At 70.2% G+C, this 19,630-nt stretch carries 19 protein-coding genes and 1 pseudogene; 8 read left to right on the top strand and 12 right to left on the bottom strand.

Annotated features, from left to right (window positions below):
- The first annotated feature begins 52 nt into the window (after positions 1–52).
- The gene (locus AB0C03_RS23040; protein WP_030333287.1) at positions 53–1,486 is read left to right on the top strand and encodes an MFS transporter; all 1,434 of its coding nucleotides are present in this window, start codon (positions 53–55) and stop codon (positions 1,484–1,486) included.
- A 259-nt stretch (positions 1,487–1,745) separates the two neighbouring features.
- On the opposite strand, the gene AB0C03_RS23035 is transcribed toward AB0C03_RS23040, so the two are convergent.
- The 5 genes from AB0C03_RS23035 to AB0C03_RS23015 form a co-directional block, all read right to left on the bottom strand.
- Positions 1,746–3,419 carry a glycoside hydrolase family 13 protein gene (locus AB0C03_RS23035; protein ID WP_357638926.1) on the bottom strand — a complete coding sequence of 558 codons (1,674 nt, stop codon included), beginning with the start codon at positions 3,417–3,419 and terminating at the stop codon, positions 1,746–1,748.
- A 30-nt stretch (positions 3,420–3,449) separates the two neighbouring features.
- Positions 3,450–4,496: a LacI family DNA-binding transcriptional regulator gene (locus tag AB0C03_RS23030; RefSeq protein ID WP_030333290.1), complete on the bottom strand. Its 1,047-nt coding sequence runs from the start codon at positions 4,494–4,496 to the stop codon at positions 3,450–3,452.
- A gap of 66 nt (positions 4,497–4,562) precedes the next feature.
- The gene (locus AB0C03_RS23025; RefSeq protein ID WP_030333292.1) at positions 4,563–5,531 is read right to left on the bottom strand and encodes a carbohydrate ABC transporter permease; all 969 of its coding nucleotides are present in this window, start codon (positions 5,529–5,531) and stop codon (positions 4,563–4,565) included.
- Position 5,532: 1 nt separating this feature from the next.
- On the bottom strand, positions 5,533–6,579 hold the full coding sequence (locus AB0C03_RS23020; RefSeq protein ID WP_030333294.1) for a carbohydrate ABC transporter permease: 1,047 nt from the start codon (positions 6,577–6,579) through the stop codon (positions 5,533–5,535).
- A gap of 66 nt (positions 6,580–6,645) precedes the next feature.
- Entirely contained in the window at positions 6,646–7,989 is a 1,344-nt protein-coding gene (locus AB0C03_RS23015; protein ID WP_030333296.1) for an ABC transporter substrate-binding protein, read from the bottom strand.
- Positions 7,990–8,239: 250 nt separating this feature from the next.
- Here AB0C03_RS23015 and AB0C03_RS23010 point away from each other — a divergent pair, with 250 nt between their 5' ends.
- Positions 8,240–9,013: a M23 family metallopeptidase gene (locus tag AB0C03_RS23010; protein ID WP_030333297.1), complete on the top strand. Its 774-nt coding sequence runs from the start codon at positions 8,240–8,242 to the stop codon at positions 9,011–9,013.
- Between the two features lie 52 nt (positions 9,014–9,065).
- Here AB0C03_RS23010 and AB0C03_RS23005 read toward each other — a convergent pair whose 3' ends face one another.
- From AB0C03_RS23005 to AB0C03_RS22985, 5 genes and pseudogenes are all read right to left on the bottom strand, one after another.
- The gene (locus AB0C03_RS23005; RefSeq protein WP_030333300.1) at positions 9,066–9,560 is read right to left on the bottom strand and encodes a TspO/MBR family protein; all 495 of its coding nucleotides are present in this window, start codon (positions 9,558–9,560) and stop codon (positions 9,066–9,068) included.
- 142 nt (positions 9,561–9,702) lie between these two features.
- On the bottom strand, positions 9,703–9,846 hold the full coding sequence (locus AB0C03_RS23000; protein ID WP_007464364.1) for a GPGG-motif small membrane protein: 144 nt from the start codon (positions 9,844–9,846) through the stop codon (positions 9,703–9,705).
- Positions 9,837–10,613 carry a metallophosphoesterase family protein gene (locus tag AB0C03_RS22995; protein WP_030333302.1) on the bottom strand — a complete coding sequence of 259 codons (777 nt, stop codon included), beginning with the start codon at positions 10,611–10,613 and terminating at the stop codon, positions 9,837–9,839. Before AB0C03_RS22995 ends, AB0C03_RS23000 begins: the two co-directional genes overlap by 10 nt.
- A gap of 10 nt (positions 10,614–10,623) precedes the next feature.
- On the bottom strand, positions 10,624–10,899 hold the full coding sequence (locus AB0C03_RS22990; protein ID WP_030333304.1) for a hypothetical protein: 276 nt from the start codon (positions 10,897–10,899) through the stop codon (positions 10,624–10,626).
- Positions 10,896–11,483 (bottom strand): annotated as a pseudogene (locus AB0C03_RS22985) (nucleotidyltransferase family protein); the annotation flags it as partial. The pseudogene AB0C03_RS22985 and the gene AB0C03_RS22990, both read right to left, overlap by 4 nt.
- A gap of 179 nt (positions 11,484–11,662) precedes the next feature.
- Between AB0C03_RS22985 and AB0C03_RS22980 the strand changes: the two are divergent.
- Positions 11,663–12,331, top strand: a complete 669-nt coding sequence (locus tag AB0C03_RS22980) for a nucleoside/nucleotide kinase family protein (RefSeq protein WP_156057602.1) — start codon at positions 11,663–11,665, stop codon at positions 12,329–12,331.
- Here AB0C03_RS22980 and AB0C03_RS22975 read toward each other — a convergent pair.
- Positions 12,316–13,008, bottom strand: a complete 693-nt coding sequence (locus AB0C03_RS22975) for an SDR family NAD(P)-dependent oxidoreductase (RefSeq protein ID WP_357638773.1) — start codon at positions 13,006–13,008, stop codon at positions 12,316–12,318. The genes AB0C03_RS22980 and AB0C03_RS22975 overlap by 16 nt on opposite strands.
- Positions 13,009–13,192: 184 nt before the next feature.
- Between AB0C03_RS22975 and AB0C03_RS22970 the strand changes: the two genes are divergently transcribed.
- From AB0C03_RS22970 to AB0C03_RS22955, 4 genes are all read left to right on the top strand, one after another.
- Positions 13,193–14,209: an NAD-dependent epimerase/dehydratase family protein gene (locus AB0C03_RS22970; RefSeq protein ID WP_357638771.1), complete on the top strand. Its 1,017-nt coding sequence runs from the start codon at positions 13,193–13,195 to the stop codon at positions 14,207–14,209.
- Positions 14,210–14,283: 74 nt separating this feature from the next.
- Positions 14,284–15,198, top strand: coding sequence for a MurR/RpiR family transcriptional regulator (locus AB0C03_RS22965; RefSeq protein ID WP_030333314.1), 915 nt, complete (start codon positions 14,284–14,286; stop codon positions 15,196–15,198).
- Positions 15,195–16,136, top strand: coding sequence for an N-acetylmuramic acid 6-phosphate etherase (locus AB0C03_RS22960; protein WP_081883877.1), 942 nt, complete (start codon positions 15,195–15,197; stop codon positions 16,134–16,136). Before AB0C03_RS22965 ends, AB0C03_RS22960 begins: the two co-directional genes overlap by 4 nt.
- A gap of 378 nt (positions 16,137–16,514) precedes the next feature.
- Entirely contained in the window at positions 16,515–17,504 is a 990-nt protein-coding gene (locus tag AB0C03_RS22955; protein ID WP_030333318.1) for a sigma-70 family RNA polymerase sigma factor, read from the top strand.
- An 80-nt stretch (positions 17,505–17,584) separates the two neighbouring features.
- Here AB0C03_RS22955 and AB0C03_RS22950 read toward each other — a convergent pair whose 3' ends face one another.
- Complete coding sequence (locus tag AB0C03_RS22950) at positions 17,585–18,562, bottom strand: C40 family peptidase (protein ID WP_030333320.1); 978 nt, start codon at positions 18,560–18,562, stop codon at positions 17,585–17,587.
- Between the two features lie 500 nt (positions 18,563–19,062).
- Here AB0C03_RS22950 and AB0C03_RS22945 point away from each other — a divergent pair, with 500 nt between their 5' ends.
- On the top strand, positions 19,063–19,584 hold the full coding sequence (locus AB0C03_RS22945; protein ID WP_030333322.1) for a DUF6232 family protein: 522 nt from the start codon (positions 19,063–19,065) through the stop codon (positions 19,582–19,584).
- The last annotated feature ends 46 nt before the right edge of the window (positions 19,585–19,630 follow it).

Here is a 19,630-nt window from a genome sequence, read left to right as displayed (position 1 = left end):
GGCGGCCACCCGCGTGACGCGCGCCCGCACGGAGTCTGGTTGGCTGCCGGTCATGACGGTGACCAGTGGCGGGCCCGGCCTGCGCGCGCACGGTCGGGGCGGTGGGCCGGCGCACCGCTTGTACAGCGTCGTGGTGTTCGTGCTGCTCGCCTCGCTGGACAACGTGGCGATCGGGCTGGTCCCCCCGCTGTACGGTCCGATCTCCGACGCGTTCGACGTGTCCGGGCGGCTGCTCGGCGTGGTCACCGCGGTCAGCTTCCTGGTCAGCTCGGTCGCGGCCGTCGGCTGGGCGTACGTCGGGGACCGCACCAACCGCAAGCCGCTGCTCATGGTGGGCACGTTGCTCTGGGCGGCGGGCACCGGCGGTAGCGCGCTCGCCGGCGGTTACCTGACGTTCCTGTCCGCGCAGCTGGTCGCGGCGGTCGGCCTCGGCGCGGTCGGCTCGGTGGGCTTCTCCGTGGTCACCGACCTGATCTCGCCGACCCGGCGCGGGTTGGTGATGAGCTTCTGGGGCCTCTCCCAGGGCATCGGCACCCTCGCCGGCACGCTCGTCGGCGGGCTGCTCGGGGCGGCCGACTGGCGGCGGCCGTTCCTGCTGTTGACCGGCGTCGGCCTGGTCGCCACCCTCGCCTACTTCTTCACGTACGACATCCGACGGGGCCAGAGCGAGCCGGAACTGGCCGGCAGGCTCGACGCCGGTGCCGAGTACGACTACCGGATCAGCCGCGCCGACCTGCCGCGCATCCTGGCCCGGCGGACCAACCGGTGGCTGATCCTGCAGGGGCTGACCGCGCAGGCCGCGTTCGGCTCGTTGGTCTGGCTGCCGGTGCTCTTCGCCGAACGGGCCGAGGCCCAGGGCTACTCGACGTCCACGGCGGTGGTGGTGGGCAGCGTGTTCGCCACCCTGTTCCAGCTCGGCGGGGTGCTGTCCATCGTGGGTGGGTTGATCGGCGACGCGGTGCAGCGGCGGACACCGCGGGGGCGCGCACTCGTCGCCTCGGTCGGCATCCTCGCCGCGCTGCCGTTCTACCTGGTGTTGTTCTTCGTCCCGGTGACCATCGACGTGCCGGACGGCGCGAGCGGCGGCGCGGTGGTCGGCGCGGTGCTGGCCAGTGTGTTCACCGAGCCGTCGGTCGGGCTGAGCCTGCTCACCGCGATCGTGGCGCTCGCGTTGACCTCGGCCAACTCGCCGAACTGGTTCGCGTTGATCGCCGACGTCAACCCGCCGGAGCACCGGGGCACTGTCTACAGCCTGGGCAACCTCGTCAACGGTGTCGGTCGCGCGGCCGGCAACGGGCTGGTCGGGGTGGCCTTCCAGGCACTGCGAACGGCATTCCCGCCACCGTTGAACTTCGCCGTCGGGTTGGCCGCGTTCCAGCTTTTCTTCATCCCGACCGGTGTCATGTACTGGCTCGCCTCGCGGACCTCACCGGCGGACATCGACAACGTGCACGACCTGCTCCACAACCGAGCCGACCGCCTCTGACACCCCGAGCACCCCGCCTCGCGCACCTGACCCCGCGCGCCAACCTGAAGATCGCGCTACTTCCTGGTTTTAGTCGCCTCCTGGCGGACGGAGGCCACTAGATCGTGGAAGTAGCGCGATCTTGAGGTTGGCGAGGTGCAGGCGGGCGTGAATCGTTTACGACATCAGCTCCAAAGCGGGCCGTCGCGCACCGAGCGGCCCGCCCGCACCGACCGGCCCGCCCGCACCGCGTGGCCGGGGCGGGCCGGTCGGCGCGAGATCAGCCGCGCAGCCAGACGGTCACGTCGGTCGGGACCGCGCCGTCGTCGTCCAGCGCCGCGCTGGCGACGAGCACCTCGGCGCCGGCCGGCACCGGTACCGGCGTGGCACCGAAGTTGGTCAACACGGTCAGCTCACCGTTGCGGAAGCTCAGCACCTCGTCGCCGGAGGACAACCACTCCAGGGTGCCGCGGCCCAGCCCGTGGGCACGGCGCAACCGCAGCGCCGCGCGGTACAGCTCGTACGTCGAGCCGGGCACGTCGCGCTGGCGGTCCAGCGCGTACTCCGCCCAGAGCGCGGGCTGCGGCAACCAGCTGGCGTCGGTCGGTCCGAAGCCGTACGACGGGGCGTCGGCCTCCCACGGGATCGGCACCCGGCAGCCGTCCCGGCCGCGCTGGGTGTGCCCGCTGCGCGCCCAGGTCGGGTCCTGCCGGGCCTCGTCGGGCATCGTGGTGTGCTCGGGCAGCCCCAGCTCCTCGCCCTGGTAGAGGTACGCCGAGCCGGGCAGCGCGAGCATCAGCACGGTGGCCGCCCGGGCCCGGCGCAGACCGAGTGCGGCGTCGGGTTGCGGGTCACCGATACCGATGCCGTTGGGGCGTACGGTGCCGACCGGCAGGCCGAGCCGGGAGGCGTGCCGCACCACGTCGTGGTTGGACAGCACCCAGGTGGTCGGCGCGCCGACCGAGTCGGTCGCCTCGAGCGAGCGGGTGATCACCGCGTACTGGGCCGGTGCGGTCCACGCCGCGAGCAGGTATTCGAAGTTGAACGCCTGGTGCATCTCGTCCGGGCGGACGTAGCGGGCCAACCGCTCGGCCGGTTCCACCCAGGCCTCGGCGACCAGCACCCGCTCGCCGGGGTAGCTGTCCAGAACCTGCCGCCACTGCCGGTAGATCTCGTGCACACCGTCCTGGTCCCACATCGGCGGGCGGGGCTTGTCGATCTCGTTGCCGGAGAGGATCTCCTGGGGCTCCTGCCAGTCGGCCAGGTCGGCCTGCTTGATGAGGCCGTGCGCCACGTCGACGCGGAAGCCGTCCACCCCGCGGTCCAGCCAGAACCGCAGCACGTCGAGGAACTCCGCGTGCACCTCCGGGTTGTCCCAGTTGAGGTCCGGCTGCCCGGTGTCGAACAGGTGCAGGTACCACTGGCCGGGCTGCCCGTCGGCGTCGACAGTGCGGGTCCAGGCCGGACCACCGAAGACGCTCTGCCAGTCGTTCGGCGGCTGGTCGCCGTCCGGGCCTCGGCCGTCCCGGAAGATGTACCGGGACCGTTCCGGGCTGCCGGGCGCGGCCGGCAGCGCGGCCTGGAACCAGCGATGCGCCGACGAGGTGTGGTTCGGCACCAGGTCGACGATCACCCGCAGGTTGCGGGAACGGGCCTCGGCGATCAGCTTGTCCGCGTCGGCGAGGGTGCCGAACAGCGGGTCGATGTCGCGGTAGTCGGCCACGTCGTAGCCGGCGTCGGCCTGCGGCGACGGGTAGAAGGGAGAGAGCCACACCGCATCCACGCCCAGCTCGACCAGGTGGTCGAGGCGGGCGGTGATGCCGGGCAGGTCACCGATTCCGTCCCCGTCCGAGTCGGCGAACGAGCGGGGGTAGATCTGGTAGATGGCGGCCTCGGTCCACCAGCCGGTGGCCGGTTGGTCGGAGGAGGTCTGCTGCGTCGGGTCGGTGTTCAGGGTCGTCTCCCGTGTTGCGGTGTGTTGATTTCAATGTGCCCGGGGCGGCGCTGTCGAATCCCGCACCACCAACCGGGTGGGCAGGACCACCGGAGTGTCGCAACCGGTGCCCCGTTGACTGACGACAGGGTTCGGCGGTCGGGCCCCGAGCGGGTCGAGCAGCATCTGTGCGGCGAGCCGGCCCTGCTCGGCGGCGGGCTGGGCGACGGTGCTGAGCCCGAGCACACCGGCCAGGTAGTGGTCGTCGATACCGACCACGCTGACGTCCTGCGGCACCCGCAGCCCGACGTCGCGCAGGGCGGTCATCGCGCCCATCGCCATCTCGTCGCAGGCGGCGACGATCGCTGTCGGCGGCTCGCCGCGGGCCAGCAGTTCGGCGGTGGCCCGGTTGCCGCCGTCGATGGTGAAGGTGGACTCGATGTCCAGGGTCGGGTCGGGTCGCAGGCCGGCGGAGCGCAGCGCCGCCTGGTAACCCCGCCGTCGGTCGAGGTGGGTGGTGAAGGCCAACTCGTCGTCCGGGTCGCCGGAGATGTGGGCGATCCGGTGGTGGCCGAGGTCGATCAGATGCTTGGTGGCGACCCGCGCGGCGGCCACGTCGTCGATGCGTACGCACGGCCAGTTGGGCACCCTGCTGCCCGAGCTGATGGTGACTCCGGGCAGGTCCAGCGTGGCCAGCGCGGTCAGGTCGGCCGGACGCAGGGGCGTGGCGACCAGCATGATGGCGTCCACCCGCTTGTGCAGGTTGGCCGTCCGCAGGACCCGCTGGCGGACCTGTTCCCGGCCGCCCAGGTTGTAGAGCAGCAGGTCGTAGCCGGACTGGTGGAGGTATTCCTCGACCGCTTCGACGACGGTGCTGAAGAACCACCGGGTGATGCGGGGAACGACCACCGCGACAGTGCCGGTGCGACCACCGGCGAGCCGGGACGCGCTCGGTGAGACCTCGTAGTCGAGCTGTTCGGCGGCGGCCAGTACCCGGCGCCGGGTGGCGGCCGAGACCGTCGGCAGCCCCCGCAGGGCCCGTGAGACGGTGGCCGTGGAGACCCCGGCCAGTCGGGCCACATCATCGATCCTCGTCACGGTTACCCCCGCTCGGTGCCCGGTGCCCGCCGCCGCCCGAGGGGCCAGGCGACGGCGGGCGCGCGGTCAGCCCTTGACGCTGCCGGCGAGCAGACCTCGCACGAAGAAGCGCTGCAGGGACAGGAACACGATGAGCGGTACGACGATCGACACGAACGCACCGGCGGTCAGCCGCTGCCACTCGTTGCCCCGGGTGCCGGCCATCTCGGCGAGCTTGACGGTGAGCGGGGCGGTCTCGTTGCCGCCACCGGCGAAGATCAGCGCGACCAGCAGGTCGTTCCAGACCCAGAGGAACTGGAAGATGCCGAACGCCGCCAGCGCGGGGGTGATCAGCGGCAGCACGATGGTGCGGAAGATCTTCGGGTGGGTGGCCCCGTCGACCCGGGCCGCCTCCATCAGGTCCCCGGGCAGCTGCGAGATGAAGTTGTGCAGCAGGAAGACGGCGAACGGCAGCGCGAAGCAGGTATGCGCGAACCACACCTGGGCGAACTTCTGTTCGTCGACCAGGTCCCACGCCGGCATCAGGGTGACGCCGCCGAGGCTGACGCCGGTGGAGAAGAACTTCAGCAACGGCACCAGGGCCATCTGCAACGGCACGATCTGCAACGCGAAGATCGCGATGTAGACCCAGTCCCGGCCGCGGAAGTTGATCCACGCGAGCGCGTACGCGGCGAGGCATGCGAAGGCGAGCGGGAAGAGCACCGACGGGATGGTGATCGCCAGCGAGTTGATGAAGGAACCGGCAAGCTGTCCGGAGGACGCTGACCGCCCGAACAGGACCTGCTCGTAGTTCTCGAAGGTGAACTGCGGGTTGGTGAAGGCCGTCCACCAGCCGGTGGTCTTGATCTCGTCCTCCGGGCGGAGGGAGGAGACGAGCAGGCCGAAGGTCGGGATGGTCCAGAGCACCGCGATGACGATCGAGACGAGCGTCGCGGTGCGGCTGTTCAACCGCTTGCGGACCCGGGCGGCCGTGGTGGTCGGGGTGCCGTCGGTCTTCTGGGTGCCGACGGCGACGGTGGGCGTTGCGGTGGTCATCTCAGCCCTCCCGCTGCTGACGGAGGTTGCGGATCTGGTAGATCACGACCGGGATGACCAGGATGAAGAGGAAGACCGCGAGCGCGGAGCCCTGCCCGTTCTGGCCGTACCGGAACGCCTGGTTGTACATCTCGCTGGCGATCACGCTGGTGTCGTAGTTGCCGTTGGTCGAGGTCCGGACGATGTCGAAGACCTTGAGCGTGGCGATCGTGAGCGTCACGACCACGACGATCAGCGCCGGCCGGATGCTCGGCATGGTGATCCGCCAGAACATCTGCCACGGGCTGACGCCGTCGAGCCGGGCGGCCTCCACGATGTCACCGGGGATCGCCTTGATCGCGGCGGAGAGCACCACCATGGCGAAGCCGGCCTGGATCCAGACCATGATGACGATCAGCAGCAGCGTGTTCAGCGGCGATTCCAGCAACCACTGCTTCGGCTCGCCGCCGAGGCTGACGACGATCTGGTTGAGCAGACCGATCTGGTCGCCCTCGCCCCGATAGGCGTAGACGAACTTCCAGATGATGCTGGCGCCGACGAAGGAGATGGCCATCGGCAGGAAGATCAGTGACTTGGCGACCGCCTCGAACCGGGCCTTGTCGACAAGTACGGCGTAGATCAGGCCGAACCCGGTCGCCACCAACGGGACCAGGACCACCCAGACCAGGGTGTTGATCAGAACCCGGACGATCGAGTCGTCGGAGAACATCCAGCTGTAGTTGCGCAGTCCGACCCAGTTGGTGCTGCTTCCATCCATCAGGGAGAGCAGCGTGGTGCGAATGGCCGGCACGACCAACCCGACCGTGAGCAGTAGCAGCGTCGGCAGCAGGAAGAAGAGCGCGAAGAGTCCCTCCCCCTGCTTGCGTCGGCGGGGGAGCGGGGCGCCGCTGGCGGACGCGGCGACGAGCTGCGCCTCCCGACGGCGGGCGAACCAGGCCGGCACCACGTCGAGAAGCAGGAGCAGACCGCCCACCACCGCGACGAAAGCGATCAGCCCGTACATCAGCATGAGGAACTTCGGCTGCTCCTCAGCGAAGTCGAACTCCATCGACCCTCCCAGGTCCAGATCCGTCGGTGGGCCGGCCCGCAGGTGCGGACCGGCCCACCGCTCAGATCACTTCCAGCTGCTCTCGATGCCCTGGAGCACCGACGCGGTGTCCTTGCCGTTGATCCACTCGACCATGCCCTTCCAGAACGTCCCCGCGCCGACCGCGGCCGGCATCAGGTCGGATCCGTCGAAGCGGAAGACGCCGGTCTTGTCCTGCAGGATCTGGACGGAGAGCTTGTCGATCGGGCTGGCGACGTTGGCGATGTCCAGCTTGTTGTTCGCCGTGACCCAGTTGCCGAGCTTCGCGCGGCTGTTGACGTACTCGGCCGAGGCGAGGTAGGTCTGCACCGCCTGCACCTCGGGGCGGTCGGCGAAGCCGACGACGAACTCGCCCGCGCCGAGCACCGGCTTGCCCTTGGCCGTGTCGATGGCCGGGAAGTAGAACGCGAAGGCGTCGCCGTCCTCGGCCACCTTGGTGCCCTCGGGGAACTGGTTGGCGTAGAACGACGCCTGGCGGTGCATGGCGCACTTGCCGGTGGTGACCGGCAGGCCGGCCTCACCGAAGGCGGTGGTGCCGATGCTCTTCACCCCGCCGAAGCCGCCGTTCATGTACTTCTCGTTCTTCAGGATCGTGCCGGCCCGGTTGACGGCGTCGACGATCCGCGGGTCGTTGAACGGGATGGCGTGGGTGGTCCACTGGTCGTAGACCTCGGGGCCCTGCGTACGCAGGATGACGTCCTCGATCCAGTCGGTGGCCGGCCAGCCGGTGGCGTCACCGGACTCGATGCCGGCGCACCACGGCTTGATGCCGCTCGCCGCGATCGTGTCGCTGAGCTTGATCATGTCGTCCCAGCTGGTGGGGACGGTCCAGCCCTTCTCCTTGAAGAGCTTCGGCGAGTACCACACGAAGGACTTCACGTTGGCGCCGAGCGGCACACCGTAGAGGGTGCCGTTGACGGTGCCGTACTTCAGCCAGTCGGCCGGCATGTTCTGCTCGGCCATCGTCTTGGTGTCGGCACCGAGGGACTTCAGCTTGCTGGCGTCGGCGAACCGCTTGACCAGGCCCGGCTGGGGCACGAAGGCCAGGTCGGGCGCGTTGCCGCCGTCGACCCGGACCGGGAGCTGCGCCTCGAACTCGGCGTTGCCCTCGTAGTCGATCTCGATGCCGGTGCAGTCCTCGAACGTCTTCCAGGAGTTCCTGAGCAGATCGGCCTCGGCGTCACGGATGGACGCGTAGATGGAGACCTTCTTGCCGTCGTGGCCGTCGTACTTGTCGTATGCGGCGCACTCCGCGGAGCCCGCGTTGCTGCTCTTCTTGTCGTCGCCGGTACCGCAGGCGGTGGCGCTGAGCGCCAGCCCGAGTACGCCGGCGATCACGAAGGCCTGGCGTGGTCTGGTGAAGACCGCCATGCCGTCCTCCTTCCTAGCCGGCGCGGTCTCGCTGGTGACCCGTCGCCGGTCCGATTGGGCGTGCACACATGTAAGCGCTTGCATCCGGCTGGGTCCACCCCCTGCCAGACACGACCGAGTAACAATCCGGAAACCTGCCGGCTGCCTGGTGGGCGCGCTCCCGGGGCACGCTTCGGACTCTTTCGAAGAGTGACGATATCTGTCAGGCTGATGCCTACGCATCGAAGGTTTTCGACATAGGAGGAGCTGTATGCGAAAGCGGTGGATCAGCCTGCTGGTGACGGGTCTCTTGGTCGGGGGAGCGCTGGCGCCGGCGACGCCCGCGCTGGCCGCGCCGACCTTCAGGGTGCCCTTCCCGTGCGGGCAGACCTGGTCCGGGCAGACCCGGTCGGATCACAGCCCGGCGTACGCCATCGACTTCAACCGCACCGACGACGCCGGCGACCCGGTGGTCGCCAGCGCCCCCGGCACCGTCGACCGGGTCACCGACCTCGGCGGCACCAGCTACGGCAAATACGTCCGAATCAACCACGGGGGCGGTTACAGCACCTACTACGCGCACCTCAGCGGCTTCAACGTCTCGGTCGGGCAGACGGTCGGGTACGGCAAGGTCATCGGCTGGGTCGGCAGCACCGGGGGATCGACCGGCCCGCACCTGCACTACGAGCAGCGCCTCAACGGTGCCGACATCCAGGTCCGCTTCAACGGCAGCCTCGCGCTCTACTGGGGCACCAAGAGCTACACCAGTGGCAACGGGTGCTCGTCGGGCAGCGGCAACGGCACCGTCGACACCAGCGGCACGCCGCTGACCGTCCGCTCCGGTCCCGGCACCGGGTACGCCTCGGTGGGCACCGTCGCCGATGGCACCCGGGTGACCATCGCCTGCCAGACCAGTGGCACGAGCGTCACCGGCACCTACGGCACCAGCACGATCTGGGACCGCATCGGCGCCGGGCGGTTCATCGCCGACGCGTACGTCTACACCGGTTACGACGGTTACATCCCGAACGTCCCTCGCTGCTGAGGCAGCGGACGGCCGGTCTCCGGCGGGCGAGCGCCCGCCGGAGATCCGCCGGTCAGGCGTTCAGCCGCCAGATCGACAGGTTCAACGCGGCGGCGAAGGTGACCCACGCCCAGTAGGGCAGCATCAGCGCGGTGGCGACCCGGGAGACCCGGGTGAACAGCAGCACGGTGAGGCCGATCGCCAACCACATCAGCACGATCTCGGCGAACGCCAGTCCGTACTGCCCCGCGCCGAAGAACAGCGGGGTCCAGATGGCGTTGAGGACCAGTTGGGCGGTCCAGGCCCAGAGTGCGGGGGAGAAGCCGACCCGTCGCCACACCAGCCAGCCGGCCACCGCGATCAGTGCGTACAGCAGCGACCAGACCGGGCCGAACAGCCACGAGGGCGGCGCCCAGTCGGGCTGCCGCAGGCTCGCGTACTCGTCGGTGGTGCCCTGCACGCCCAGCCCGCCGATGGCGGCGGCGATGAAAACCGCCACCCCGAAGCCGACGAGGGCCCACCACCGGCGGCGGCCGGAGGTCCTCGGGGCGTTCTGAGATGTCTCCATAGTCAAGATGTTTCCGCGGATCGGCGGTGGCAAACCGCCGGACACGAAAGCGCCGGGATCGCTGCGGCCGGTGCCTCTGTCGGGAGGACGAAGCTCCGGTCGCGGCGACCCCGGCGGGTCCCGGTGTTACCGATGATGAGCGCTAATTGAAGATGCTGACACCACCCGGGCCGACCAACAGCCCGACGACGATGAGGACGATGCCCCACAGGATCTGCCGGCGGAACAGCGCGAGGATGCCGGCGACCACGAGTACGACTGCGAGAATCCAGAGAATCAGCTCCATGACCTCTGACTACCCGACTGGCCGATCGGGGAAACCTGGTCGGTGTCGAGTTGATCGCCAACGTGGAAGACGCTGTACGCCTGCTTGATCACCGGGTGTGCGACGTTGCGGACGCGTACCCCACCGGGGGTCGTGCCGCGCTCGGTCCCGGCGTGCGCGTGCCCGTGCACGGCCAGTGCCGTGGGCGCCGAGTCGATCGCCTGCCCCAGCTGGTACGACCCGAGGAACGGGTAGATCTCCAACGGTTCACCGGCCAGTGTGTCCGGCACCGGCGAGTAGTGGGTGAGCGCCACCAGCATGTCGCAGTCCAACGAGCGCAGCGCCGCACCGAGCCGGTCCGCGCTGTCGGTGGTGGTGCGGACGAACGCCTTCATCTCCGGCTCGCCGAAGTCACTCGCGCACCGGCCGGCGAACCCGCCGCCGAAGCCCTTCACGCCGGCGATGCCGAGACGACCACCAGCGCAGTCCAGCACGACGCCGTTGCCCTCCAGCACGGTGATGCCCGCGTCCTCCAGTACCTTGACCACCTGCGGCACCTGGTCACACTGGTGGTCGTGGTTACCCAGCACGGTCACCACCGGCACTGCCAACCCACCGAACTCCGTTGCCACGCAGCGCGCCTCGGCCTCGGTGCCGTGCCGGGTCAGGTCCCCGGCCAGCAGCAGCACGTCGGCACACTCCGGCAGCTCCTCCAACGCCGGTCGGAACCGACCGACGACGTCCTCGTCCAGATGCACGTCGCCCACGGCGGCGATCCGGATCACCATGGAACCTCCCTCAGGGCAGTTGCTCGATCTCCGTGGGCGCCTGCGCGCGGATCACCCCGATGTCGCTGGTGACCGGCACGTCCGGAAAGCGCTCCGACACCAGACGCAGGATCTCCTCCCGCCGGTGCGGGCTCTCCACCTCGCCGTAGAGCACGAGGGCGCGTTCCCGCCGGATCACGGTGATCCCCTGTTCGGCGACGGCGGGGTCCTCGACGAGCAACCGTTGGATCTCCGCTTCGACGTACTCGTCCGGTGGCCCGGTGTCGATGTCGCGATGGTGGGTCACGATGTCCCCTCTCCTGGTTGGGTGCCGGCGGCCGGCACCACCTCCAGCCGGTCCAGCAGCACCAGGAACGCCTCGGCGTACGGCGAGTGCTGCGTCTCCTTGCGTACCCGTTCCCAGTCGATCTGCTCCCGCAGCGAGCGGGCCAGCGGCAGGCCGCGGGCGAAGTCGCAGTAGTGCTGGGAGAAGCTGAGCAGTTTGTGCACCATCAGCTGGGTGGCGGACAGCACCGGCATGTGAATCGCGTCCACCGGCCGGATGACGGTGTCGGCGAACGTCTCCTCGGTCACCGGCGTCTCGATCGGCCGGTGGATCAGGTCCACCATCCGGCCGTCGTCGAAGACCTTGACCAGCCAGTCCTCCGGTGGGCGCTCGGCGACGAAACCGGCGGCCACCAGGGCCTGCAGCGCCTGTTCCACGTCCACTTCCCGGATCAGGAAGTCGACGTCGTGATCGCTGGAGTGGCCTCCGTGGGCGTAGACGGCGAAGCTGCCGCCCAGGGCGAACGGAATCTCGGACTGCTTGAGCACGGCGGCGACCTTCTTGAGGGTGTGCACAAGACTCTCGTCCCCGCGCTCAGCCATCTGGTTCCTCCGTCGTCGTGTTGGTGGACCGGCGGTTGGATTTCAAAGTCCGGTACCCGGCATTCCGGTCGGCCACACCTGCCGGTGTCGCGGTCGGGTGTCAACAGGGATGAAGCATGACAAACCTCGCGGGGCGGGTGCGTCGGTCGGATAATCTGTGGAGAGTGGCCAGATCATCGGGGATGCGACGACGCAAGGCCCGGTTGCGCACTGTCGCCCTGATCGGCATCGACGGTTCCGGCAAGACCACCCAGGCGCACCGGCTGGCCGACGCGCTGACCGCCGCCGGGCGCCCCGCCAGGTACCGGCGCAACGCCAGTGGCCGGCGCTGGCTCGCCCGGCTCGCCCACCGACTCGGCCGGCCCGACGCGCAACGGCTCGTCGGGCGCGACGGCGTGCTGGCCGTGGAGTCGGTGCTGCGCTGGCTCGCCATCGCGATCGCCCTGATCAGCTGTCTGCTCACCGGCCGGACGGCGGTGATGGACCGCTACTCGGCCTGCCAGTACGCGAGCATCCGGGCGCACGGCGGGCAGCGCTGGGAGCGGCTCGCCCGGGCCGGCTACCGGTTGTTCCCGACGCCGCAGGTGACCTTCCTGCTCTCCGTCGACCCGGCGGAGGCATACCGGCGCATCGAGGAACGCGGCACCGATCACGAGACGATGGGGTGGCTGACCGCCGCCGACACCGCCTACCGGGCGCTGCCCGAGTACCCCACCTTCGTGGTGGTGGACGCGGGCCGCCCGGCCGAGGAGGTGACCGAGCAGATCCAGGCGCACCTGGAGACCTGGCTGCCGTCGTCCGCGCCGGCCGGGGACGACCTGGGGTCGGTGGCGGCTCAGGCCCGCCCGTAGACCGGAACGGTGGCGCCGCTGGTCGGGGCGGACTCGTCCGACGCGAGGAACCGGATCACCGGCGCGATCTCGGCCGGGGTCACCCAGCGGGAATGGTCGGCGTTGGGCTGCGCGGCCCGGTTCGCCGGGGTGTCGATGACGCTGGGCAGCACGGTGTTGCACCGCACGTGCTGCGACCGGTACTCCACCGCCACCGCGTTGGCGAAGGCCAGCACCGCCGCCTTGGCCGTCGAGTAGCCGGCCGCGCCCCGGAACGGGGCGATCGCCGCGCGGGCCGAGACGCAGACCACCGCGCCGCCGCCGGACGCCACCAGGTGCGGCAGCGCGGCCCGGGTGACCAGGTAGGTCGGCCGCAGGTTGACGGTGAGCATCCGTTCGAACTCCTCGACCGGGGTCTCGTGCACCAGCCCGCCGCTGGCGTACCCCCCGACCAGGTTGACCACCGCGCGCAGCGGCGCCGCCGGTTCGCCGAGCGCGGCCTCGACCGCCCGCGCCGCACCCGCCGGGTCGGCCAGGTCCGCGACCACCGGGACCACCCCCGCTGCCGCCGGCTCCGATCCGGGCCGGGCTTCCCGCTGCGGTACGACCACCCGCCAGCCCGCCTCGACGAACGCGGTGACGACCGCCCCGCCGAGCCCGCCGGTACCTCCGGTCACCACCACGCTGCGCTCCGCCATACCCCCCACGCTAGCCCCCATCCACCCCCACCCCACGCTCCCGCCCCCGCCCTCGCCACCCCTGCGTCGATCATCAAGGTGTTGCCGTGACACGCCGGGCCTGAGTGGCAACAACTTCACGATCACCGTCTGCCGTGGGCAGAGGGGTTGGGCTGGTCGGGTGTTGGGGGCGCAGGATCGCTGCATGCGGATCCTCATCCTGGGTGGCACCCAGTTCCTCGGCCGGGCGACGGCCCGGCTCGCCGTCGAGCAGGGCCACGAGGTGACCTGCGCGGCAAGGGGAGTGTCCGGTGTCGTGCCGGCCGGGGCGCGGTTCGTCCCGGTCGACCGCGATGATCCGCAGGCGCTCGCCCCGCTGGCCGACGCGGGCTTCGACGCCGTGATCGACGTGACCCGCCAGATCAGTCACGCCCGGCACGCGCTCGCCGCGCTCGCCGACCACGTCGGCCACTGGTCGTTCGTGTCCACGATCTCGGTGTACGCGGACAACACCACCCCGGGCCAGAGCGTCGCGGACGCGCCCGTGCTGCCGGCCGCCCCGGCGGACGTGGACGGTCCGGTCGGCCCGGATCACCGCTGGTACGGCGAGTGCAAGGTGAGCATCGAGGAGCTGGTCCGGGAGCGGATGGGGGTGGACCGTTCGTTCATCTGCCGGCCCGGGTTGATCGTCGGCGCCGAGGACCCGAGCGACCGTTTCCCGTACTGGGTGCGGCGGCTGTCGGCCGGTGGTGAGGTGCTGGCCCCCGGAGCGCCGACCGACCGGGTGCAGTTCGTGGACGTCGCCGACCTGGCGGGTTGGTTGCTGCACGCCGCCGGCACCCGCCTCGGTGGCACGTACGACGGCATCGGACCGGCGATGACCCGGGCGGACCTGCTGGCCGGGGTCGCGGCCGGGCTGGACCTGGCAGAACCCGCCCTGACCTGGGTCGATCAGGAGTTCCTGATCTCCCACGACGTCCGCGAGTGGTCGGGGGAGCGGGCGCTGCCGCTGTGGGTGCGACTGCCGGAGTACGGCGGCCTGATGGACCGCGACGCCCGACCCTCTCTGCACGCCGGGTTGGCGGTCCGTCCGCTGCCGGACACCGTTCGGGCGACCGCGTCCTGGATGGCAGCGCATCCGGCCGCCGTACGGCAGGGTGGTCTCGACCCGGCGGATGAGGCGGTGGTCCTGGGGGAGTGGCAGGCTGTGCGGGACCGGTGATCCCGGCTGCCGACACTTTTCCCTACCGGACAGTCATAGTTGACGCTCACGCCTGGTGAAAGTAAGTTTCACCCGTGGCGAAGAGTCCGAAGATTTCTGCGAGTCACGAGCCCGGTGGACTGATCGTCCACATCAGTGGGTTGCTGCCATCGCTGTCGCCCGCCGAGCAGCGGGTCGCCCGGCTGGTCGTCTCCGACCCGGCGGCCGCCGCCCGGCGGACAATCACCGACCTCGCCACCGCAGCCGAGACGTCGGAGGCGACCGTCATCCGGTTCTGCCGTTCGGTGGGCATGGACGGTTACCCCCAGCTGCGCATCCGCCTCGCCGCCGAGGCCGCCCGGCGGATCGAGCCACCGGACGCCCGAGTGGTCGGCGGTGACATCCCGCCCGGCGCCGACCTCGCCCAGATCATCGCCACCATCGCGTTCAACGACGCCCGCGCCGTCGAGGAGACCGCCGAGCAACTCGACCCTGCCGTCTGCGAGCAGGTGGTCGAGGCGATCAGCGGCGCCGGTCGGATCGACATCTACGGCGCCGGCGCCAGCGGCTTCGTCGCCTCGGACTTCCAGCAGAAGCTGCACCGCATCGGGCGGATCGCCTTCTACTTCCCGGACGTGCACACCGCGCTGACCTCGGCCGCCCTCCTGGGCCGGGGCGACGTGGCGATCGGCATCTCGCACACCGGCACCACCTCCGACGTGATCGAGGTGCTGGAGCAGGCCCGCACGCGCGGTGCCGCGACAGTGGCCCTGACCAACTTCCCGCGCTCGCCGATCGCCGACGTGGCGGACTTCGTGTTGACCACGGCGGCCCGGGAGACCACCTACCGCTCCGGCGCGACGGCCAGCCGACTGGCCCAGCTCACCGTGGTCGACTGCCTCTTCGTCGGGGTGGCCGCCCGCAACCGTGCCCGGGCCCGCAAGGCCCTGGAGGCGACCGCCGAGGCGGTCCAGTCGCACCGGGTGGGTGCCAACCGGAGGCGGGCATGACGGCCGGTGCGGAGATGCCCGCACCGCCCGCTCGCCCGACGGTCCGGGTGGGTGCTCCGACCGAACGGCGTAACCCGCTCAGCGTCGACCTGGACCTGATGTCGACCCGGGACGTGCTCACCGTGATCAACGACGCGGACCGGCGGGTGCCCGCCGCTGTCGCCGCGGTGCTCGACGAGATCGCCACCACCGTCGACCTGGCGGTCGAGGCGCTTCGCGGCGGTCACCGGGTGCACTACTTCGGCGCCGGCACCTCCGGCCGACTGGGCGTGATCGACGCGGCCGAGCTGGCCCCCACCTTCAACTCGCCCCGGCACTGGTTCTGCGCACACCTCGCGGGCGGCCCGGACGCCATGTGGCGGGCCGTGGAGGACGCCGAGGACGATGACCGGGGCGGCGCGGTCGAAGCGGCCAGTTGTGTCCGAGCCGGGGACCTGGTGGTTGGTCTGGCGGCCAGCGGACGCACCCCGTACGTCCTCGGGGCGCTCGCCGCAGCCGGCGCCATCGACGCCTCCACGGTGCTGCTCTGCGCCAATCCGGAGGCGGAGGCCGCCCGGTCGGTCGACGTGTTCATCGGGGTGGACACCGGACCCGAGGTGGTCACCGGGTCGACCCGGATGAAGGCGGGCACCGCGCAGAAGTTGGTGCTCAACACGTTCTCGACCGCCGTCATGGTGCGCCTGGGGCGGGTCTACTCGAACCTCATGATCGACATGGTGGCCACCAACGCGAAACTCCGCGGACGAATGATCTCAATTCTGGTCGAGGCCACCGGCTGCTCGGAGGAGATCTCCCGGCGGGCCCTCACCGAGGCCGACGGTGACCTGAAGACGGCGCTCGTCTCCCTCGTCTCCGGCGCCGAGATCGACGCCGCCCGGGCCGCGTTGGCCCGCTCGGCGGACCAGGTGCGCGGCGCCCTCGCCCTGCTCGCCTCCTAACGCCGCCCACCCCCGGGAAGCGAACGGGGCTTCGGATTGTTCATCTGGCCCGGGGGTAATAACACCCCCGTGGATGAACCGACCGGTTCACCGGTGCGTATCTGGCAGTGAGCAGGATCGCATCGTGGTGGTGACCCGGGTCGCTGTCCCCCGCGGCGGGCGGTGTTGCCATGGTGCGGTAACCCGTACGTGGTGCCCAATGGTGAGCCCACCCGATGGGGTGCTGACAGCAAACATGGACCGTGCTCTCAGCTACTACTCAGGCATTCGTGACACTTTCGACTCACGGCGAGGAATCCCCGACACGTCTCATCTGTTGTGTAGGTGTCAGCACCGATGGGCACAGCAGAAGTTACCAGGGGCTGACAGGCGTGGGAAATGGCAAGGAACCGGGCAACCGGCGCGAGCGAGGGGACCGTGGGCAACGTGGACAAGAACATCGGCATGCGAACCGACGAGGTTGCCGAGGAGCGCGACCTGGTCGGCGTCTACCTGCACGAGATCTCCCGGACGCCACTGCTGGACGCCGCCAAGGAGGTCGATCTCTCCAAGGCGATCGAGGCCGGCCTCTACGCCGAGCACCTGCTCGGTGAGGAAGCCGTTCCCGCCGGTGTCGACCGGGCCGACCTGGAGTGGCTGGTCGTCGAGGGGGAGCGGGCGAAGGACCTCTTCATCCGCGCCAACCTCCGGCTGGTCGTGTCGATCGCCCGGCGCTACGTACGCTCCGGGATGCCCATGCTGGACCTGATCCAGGAGGGCAACACCGGCCTCGTCCGGGCGGTCGAGAAGTTCGACTACGAGCGTGGATACAAGTTCTCCACCTACGCCACCTGGTGGATTCGGCAGGCGATCAGCCGGGCGATCGCCCAGCAGGAGCGCACCGTCCGACTCCCGGTGCACCTGGTGGAGGACGTCAACCGGATGCGCAACGTGGCGCGGCAGCTGACCCGCGAGTTGGGCAGCGACCCGGAGCCGGAGCAGATCGCCGCCTCCCTCGGCGTCACCGTCGAGCGGGTGAACGAGTTGCGCCGCTGGTCGCAGGACACCGTTTCGTTGGACACCCCGGTGGGTGACGACGGCGACACGAACCTCGGCGACCTGGTCGCCGACAGTGACGCGCCGTCGCCCGAGGACATCGTGCTCAGCGGCCTGGAGCGGCAGCGCATCGAAGGGCTGCTCAACCACCTCGACGACCGGTCCGCCGGCATCATGCGGGCCCGCTACGGGCTGGAGGACGGCCGGGAGCACTCGCTCACCGAGGTCGCGTCCCGGTTCTCGCTGTCCCGCGAGCGGATCCGGCAGTTGGAGATCCAGGCCCTCGGCCGGCTCCGTGAGCTGGCCCGGGCAGAGGGGCTGCAAGCAGCCTGACCTGGTAGTAATGACGGCGAACGGCCGGCGTCCGATAGGGGGACGCCGGCCGTTCGCCGTTTGCCGTTTGCCGAGCGTGGTCAGCGAACCCGACCGTAGCCCTGGATGGGCATCATGTTCATGCCGCGCTTGAGCACGTTGCGACCGGCGCTGGGCGCGTCGATCACCTGGCCGCCGCCCACGTAGAGGGCGACGTGCCCGAGCCCGCTGTAGAAGACCAGGTCGCCGGGGCTCAGGTCGCTTCGCCCGATGTGGGTGACCGCGCTCCACTGCATCCGGGTGTTGTGCGGCAGGGACTTCCCGGCCGCCCGCCAGGCCGCCGAGGTCAGCCCGGAACAGTCGTACCCGTTCGGCCCGTCGCCTGCCCACACGTACGGCTTGCCGATCGCGCCGAACGCGTAGCGCACCGCTGTGCCGGCGGCACCGGACACGGCGGGCACGTTCTTCGCCTCGTTCTTCGCCGCCGTGGGCTCGGGTCGCTCGGTGGCGGCCCCGTACGCCTGCCGGCGCAGCTCGTACAGCCTGGCCAGGTCCTGCTCGATCTGCTTCTTACCCGCGGCGAGCTGGCGAGCCTGCGCGGCCTGCCGGGCCAGCGTGGCGTCCAGGCTGGCCTTCTCGTCGAGCAGTCGCTGCTGACTGGCGGTGAAGCCGGAGATGCTCGCCTGCCGTTGGCGGGTCAACTGTTCGACGGTGCCGAGCCGGTCCAGCAGCGTGGCCGAACCCCCGGGACGCAGCAGCGCGTCAGCGGTGCGCAGGCTGCCGCTCTTGTACGCGGTGGAGGCGATCTTGGCGACGTCGGCCCGGCTCTGCTCGACCTGCTGTTCGAGCGGGCCGATGCGGGCCTGTAATCGGGCCACTGCGGCCTCGTTCGTCTTGATCTCCTCACGCAGCTTGTTGTACGACTCGACGACCCGCTCCAGCTCCGCCGAGGACGTCTCGATCCGGCGGGTCAGCTCGGCGGGGGACGGCTCGGCCTGGGCCACCGCCGTCGGGGCGATCAGCGCGGCGGACATGCCGACCAGCGCCACGGTGCGCAGCAGATTTCTCAGGGATGACAAGAGCGAAAGGCCCCTCTCCCACGGCCGCCGGGGCTGCTGATGCCCGCGACGACACCGGCCGGGGCCATCCGGGCGGACGGCACTGGGCCGGACCGGCTCGCCCAACCTAACCCGGGACGGATGTCACTCGCAGTTGAAGCAGTGGCGAAAGTTGGCGGAGTTGCCGGTCGTGGCCGGTGTGTTGGGTGGCGTCATCGTGGCTGATGACGACTCAGAAGGGGCGGATATAGCCCTTTCCGAGGGCCACTGACGGATATGCGACTTTCGTCGTTCCCGGCGCATGCCGCCGGTTTCCTGGTCGCCATAACCGATAAAACCCGAAATGGATGCTGTTTCTCGGCGATGTCACCCGTCGGGGCGAGCTGTCGGGAGCCCGCAAATGCCCAGGTCGACTGGCAATGCCGAAACACAATGAAGTCCGGAGCCGGGAATCCCGTCGGCAGGTGGCGATGACTGTCACCGGCGGTCCACCCGGCCCACCGTCCCCTGCGGGAGGAACCGTGAATCGTGAAGGCGCAAAGACGCGACCGCCGCGAACGGTGCCGGGCGCCCGGTCGACCCTGCTGTACGCACGGCCCGGCATCATCGTGACCGTCGACCGGTTCACCGTCGGTCGCAACAGCTACCGGGTCGCCGACCTGACCCATCTGCGTACCACCCGAGGCCCGCACGACCGGATCGCCGTCCGTGCCGTCGTCCTCACCGCCAGCATGCTCGGCGGGGTGGGGGTGCTCCTCGGCTTCACCGGCGGTCTGCAACGTCTCACCGCCGAGGCGTACCTGATCCTCGGTGCGGTGTTCCTGCTCCCGGCCGCGCTCGCAGTGGTCGGTGACCGCTGGCGGCCGCCGCCCCACGAGCTGTGGGGGTGGTACCGGGGGACGGAGGTGCTGCTGTTCAGCGCCGACGACGAACGGCAGTTCGGCCAGGTCACCCGGTCGCTGCTGCGGGCCCGGGAGGTCAACCGCTACGGCGGCTGGGTCGATCCGCTCGCCGCAGCGGACCCGTGGCGGCCCAGCCGCTGACGCGCCCCGATCCGCCCAGATGATCCTCCGCCGGCTGACCAGTCTG

This window comes from Micromonospora parva (assembly GCF_040649675.1).
Lineage (GTDB): Bacteria > Actinomycetota > Actinomycetes > Mycobacteriales > Micromonosporaceae > Micromonospora > Micromonospora parva.
This window is presented reverse-complemented; position numbering and strand designations above follow the sequence as displayed.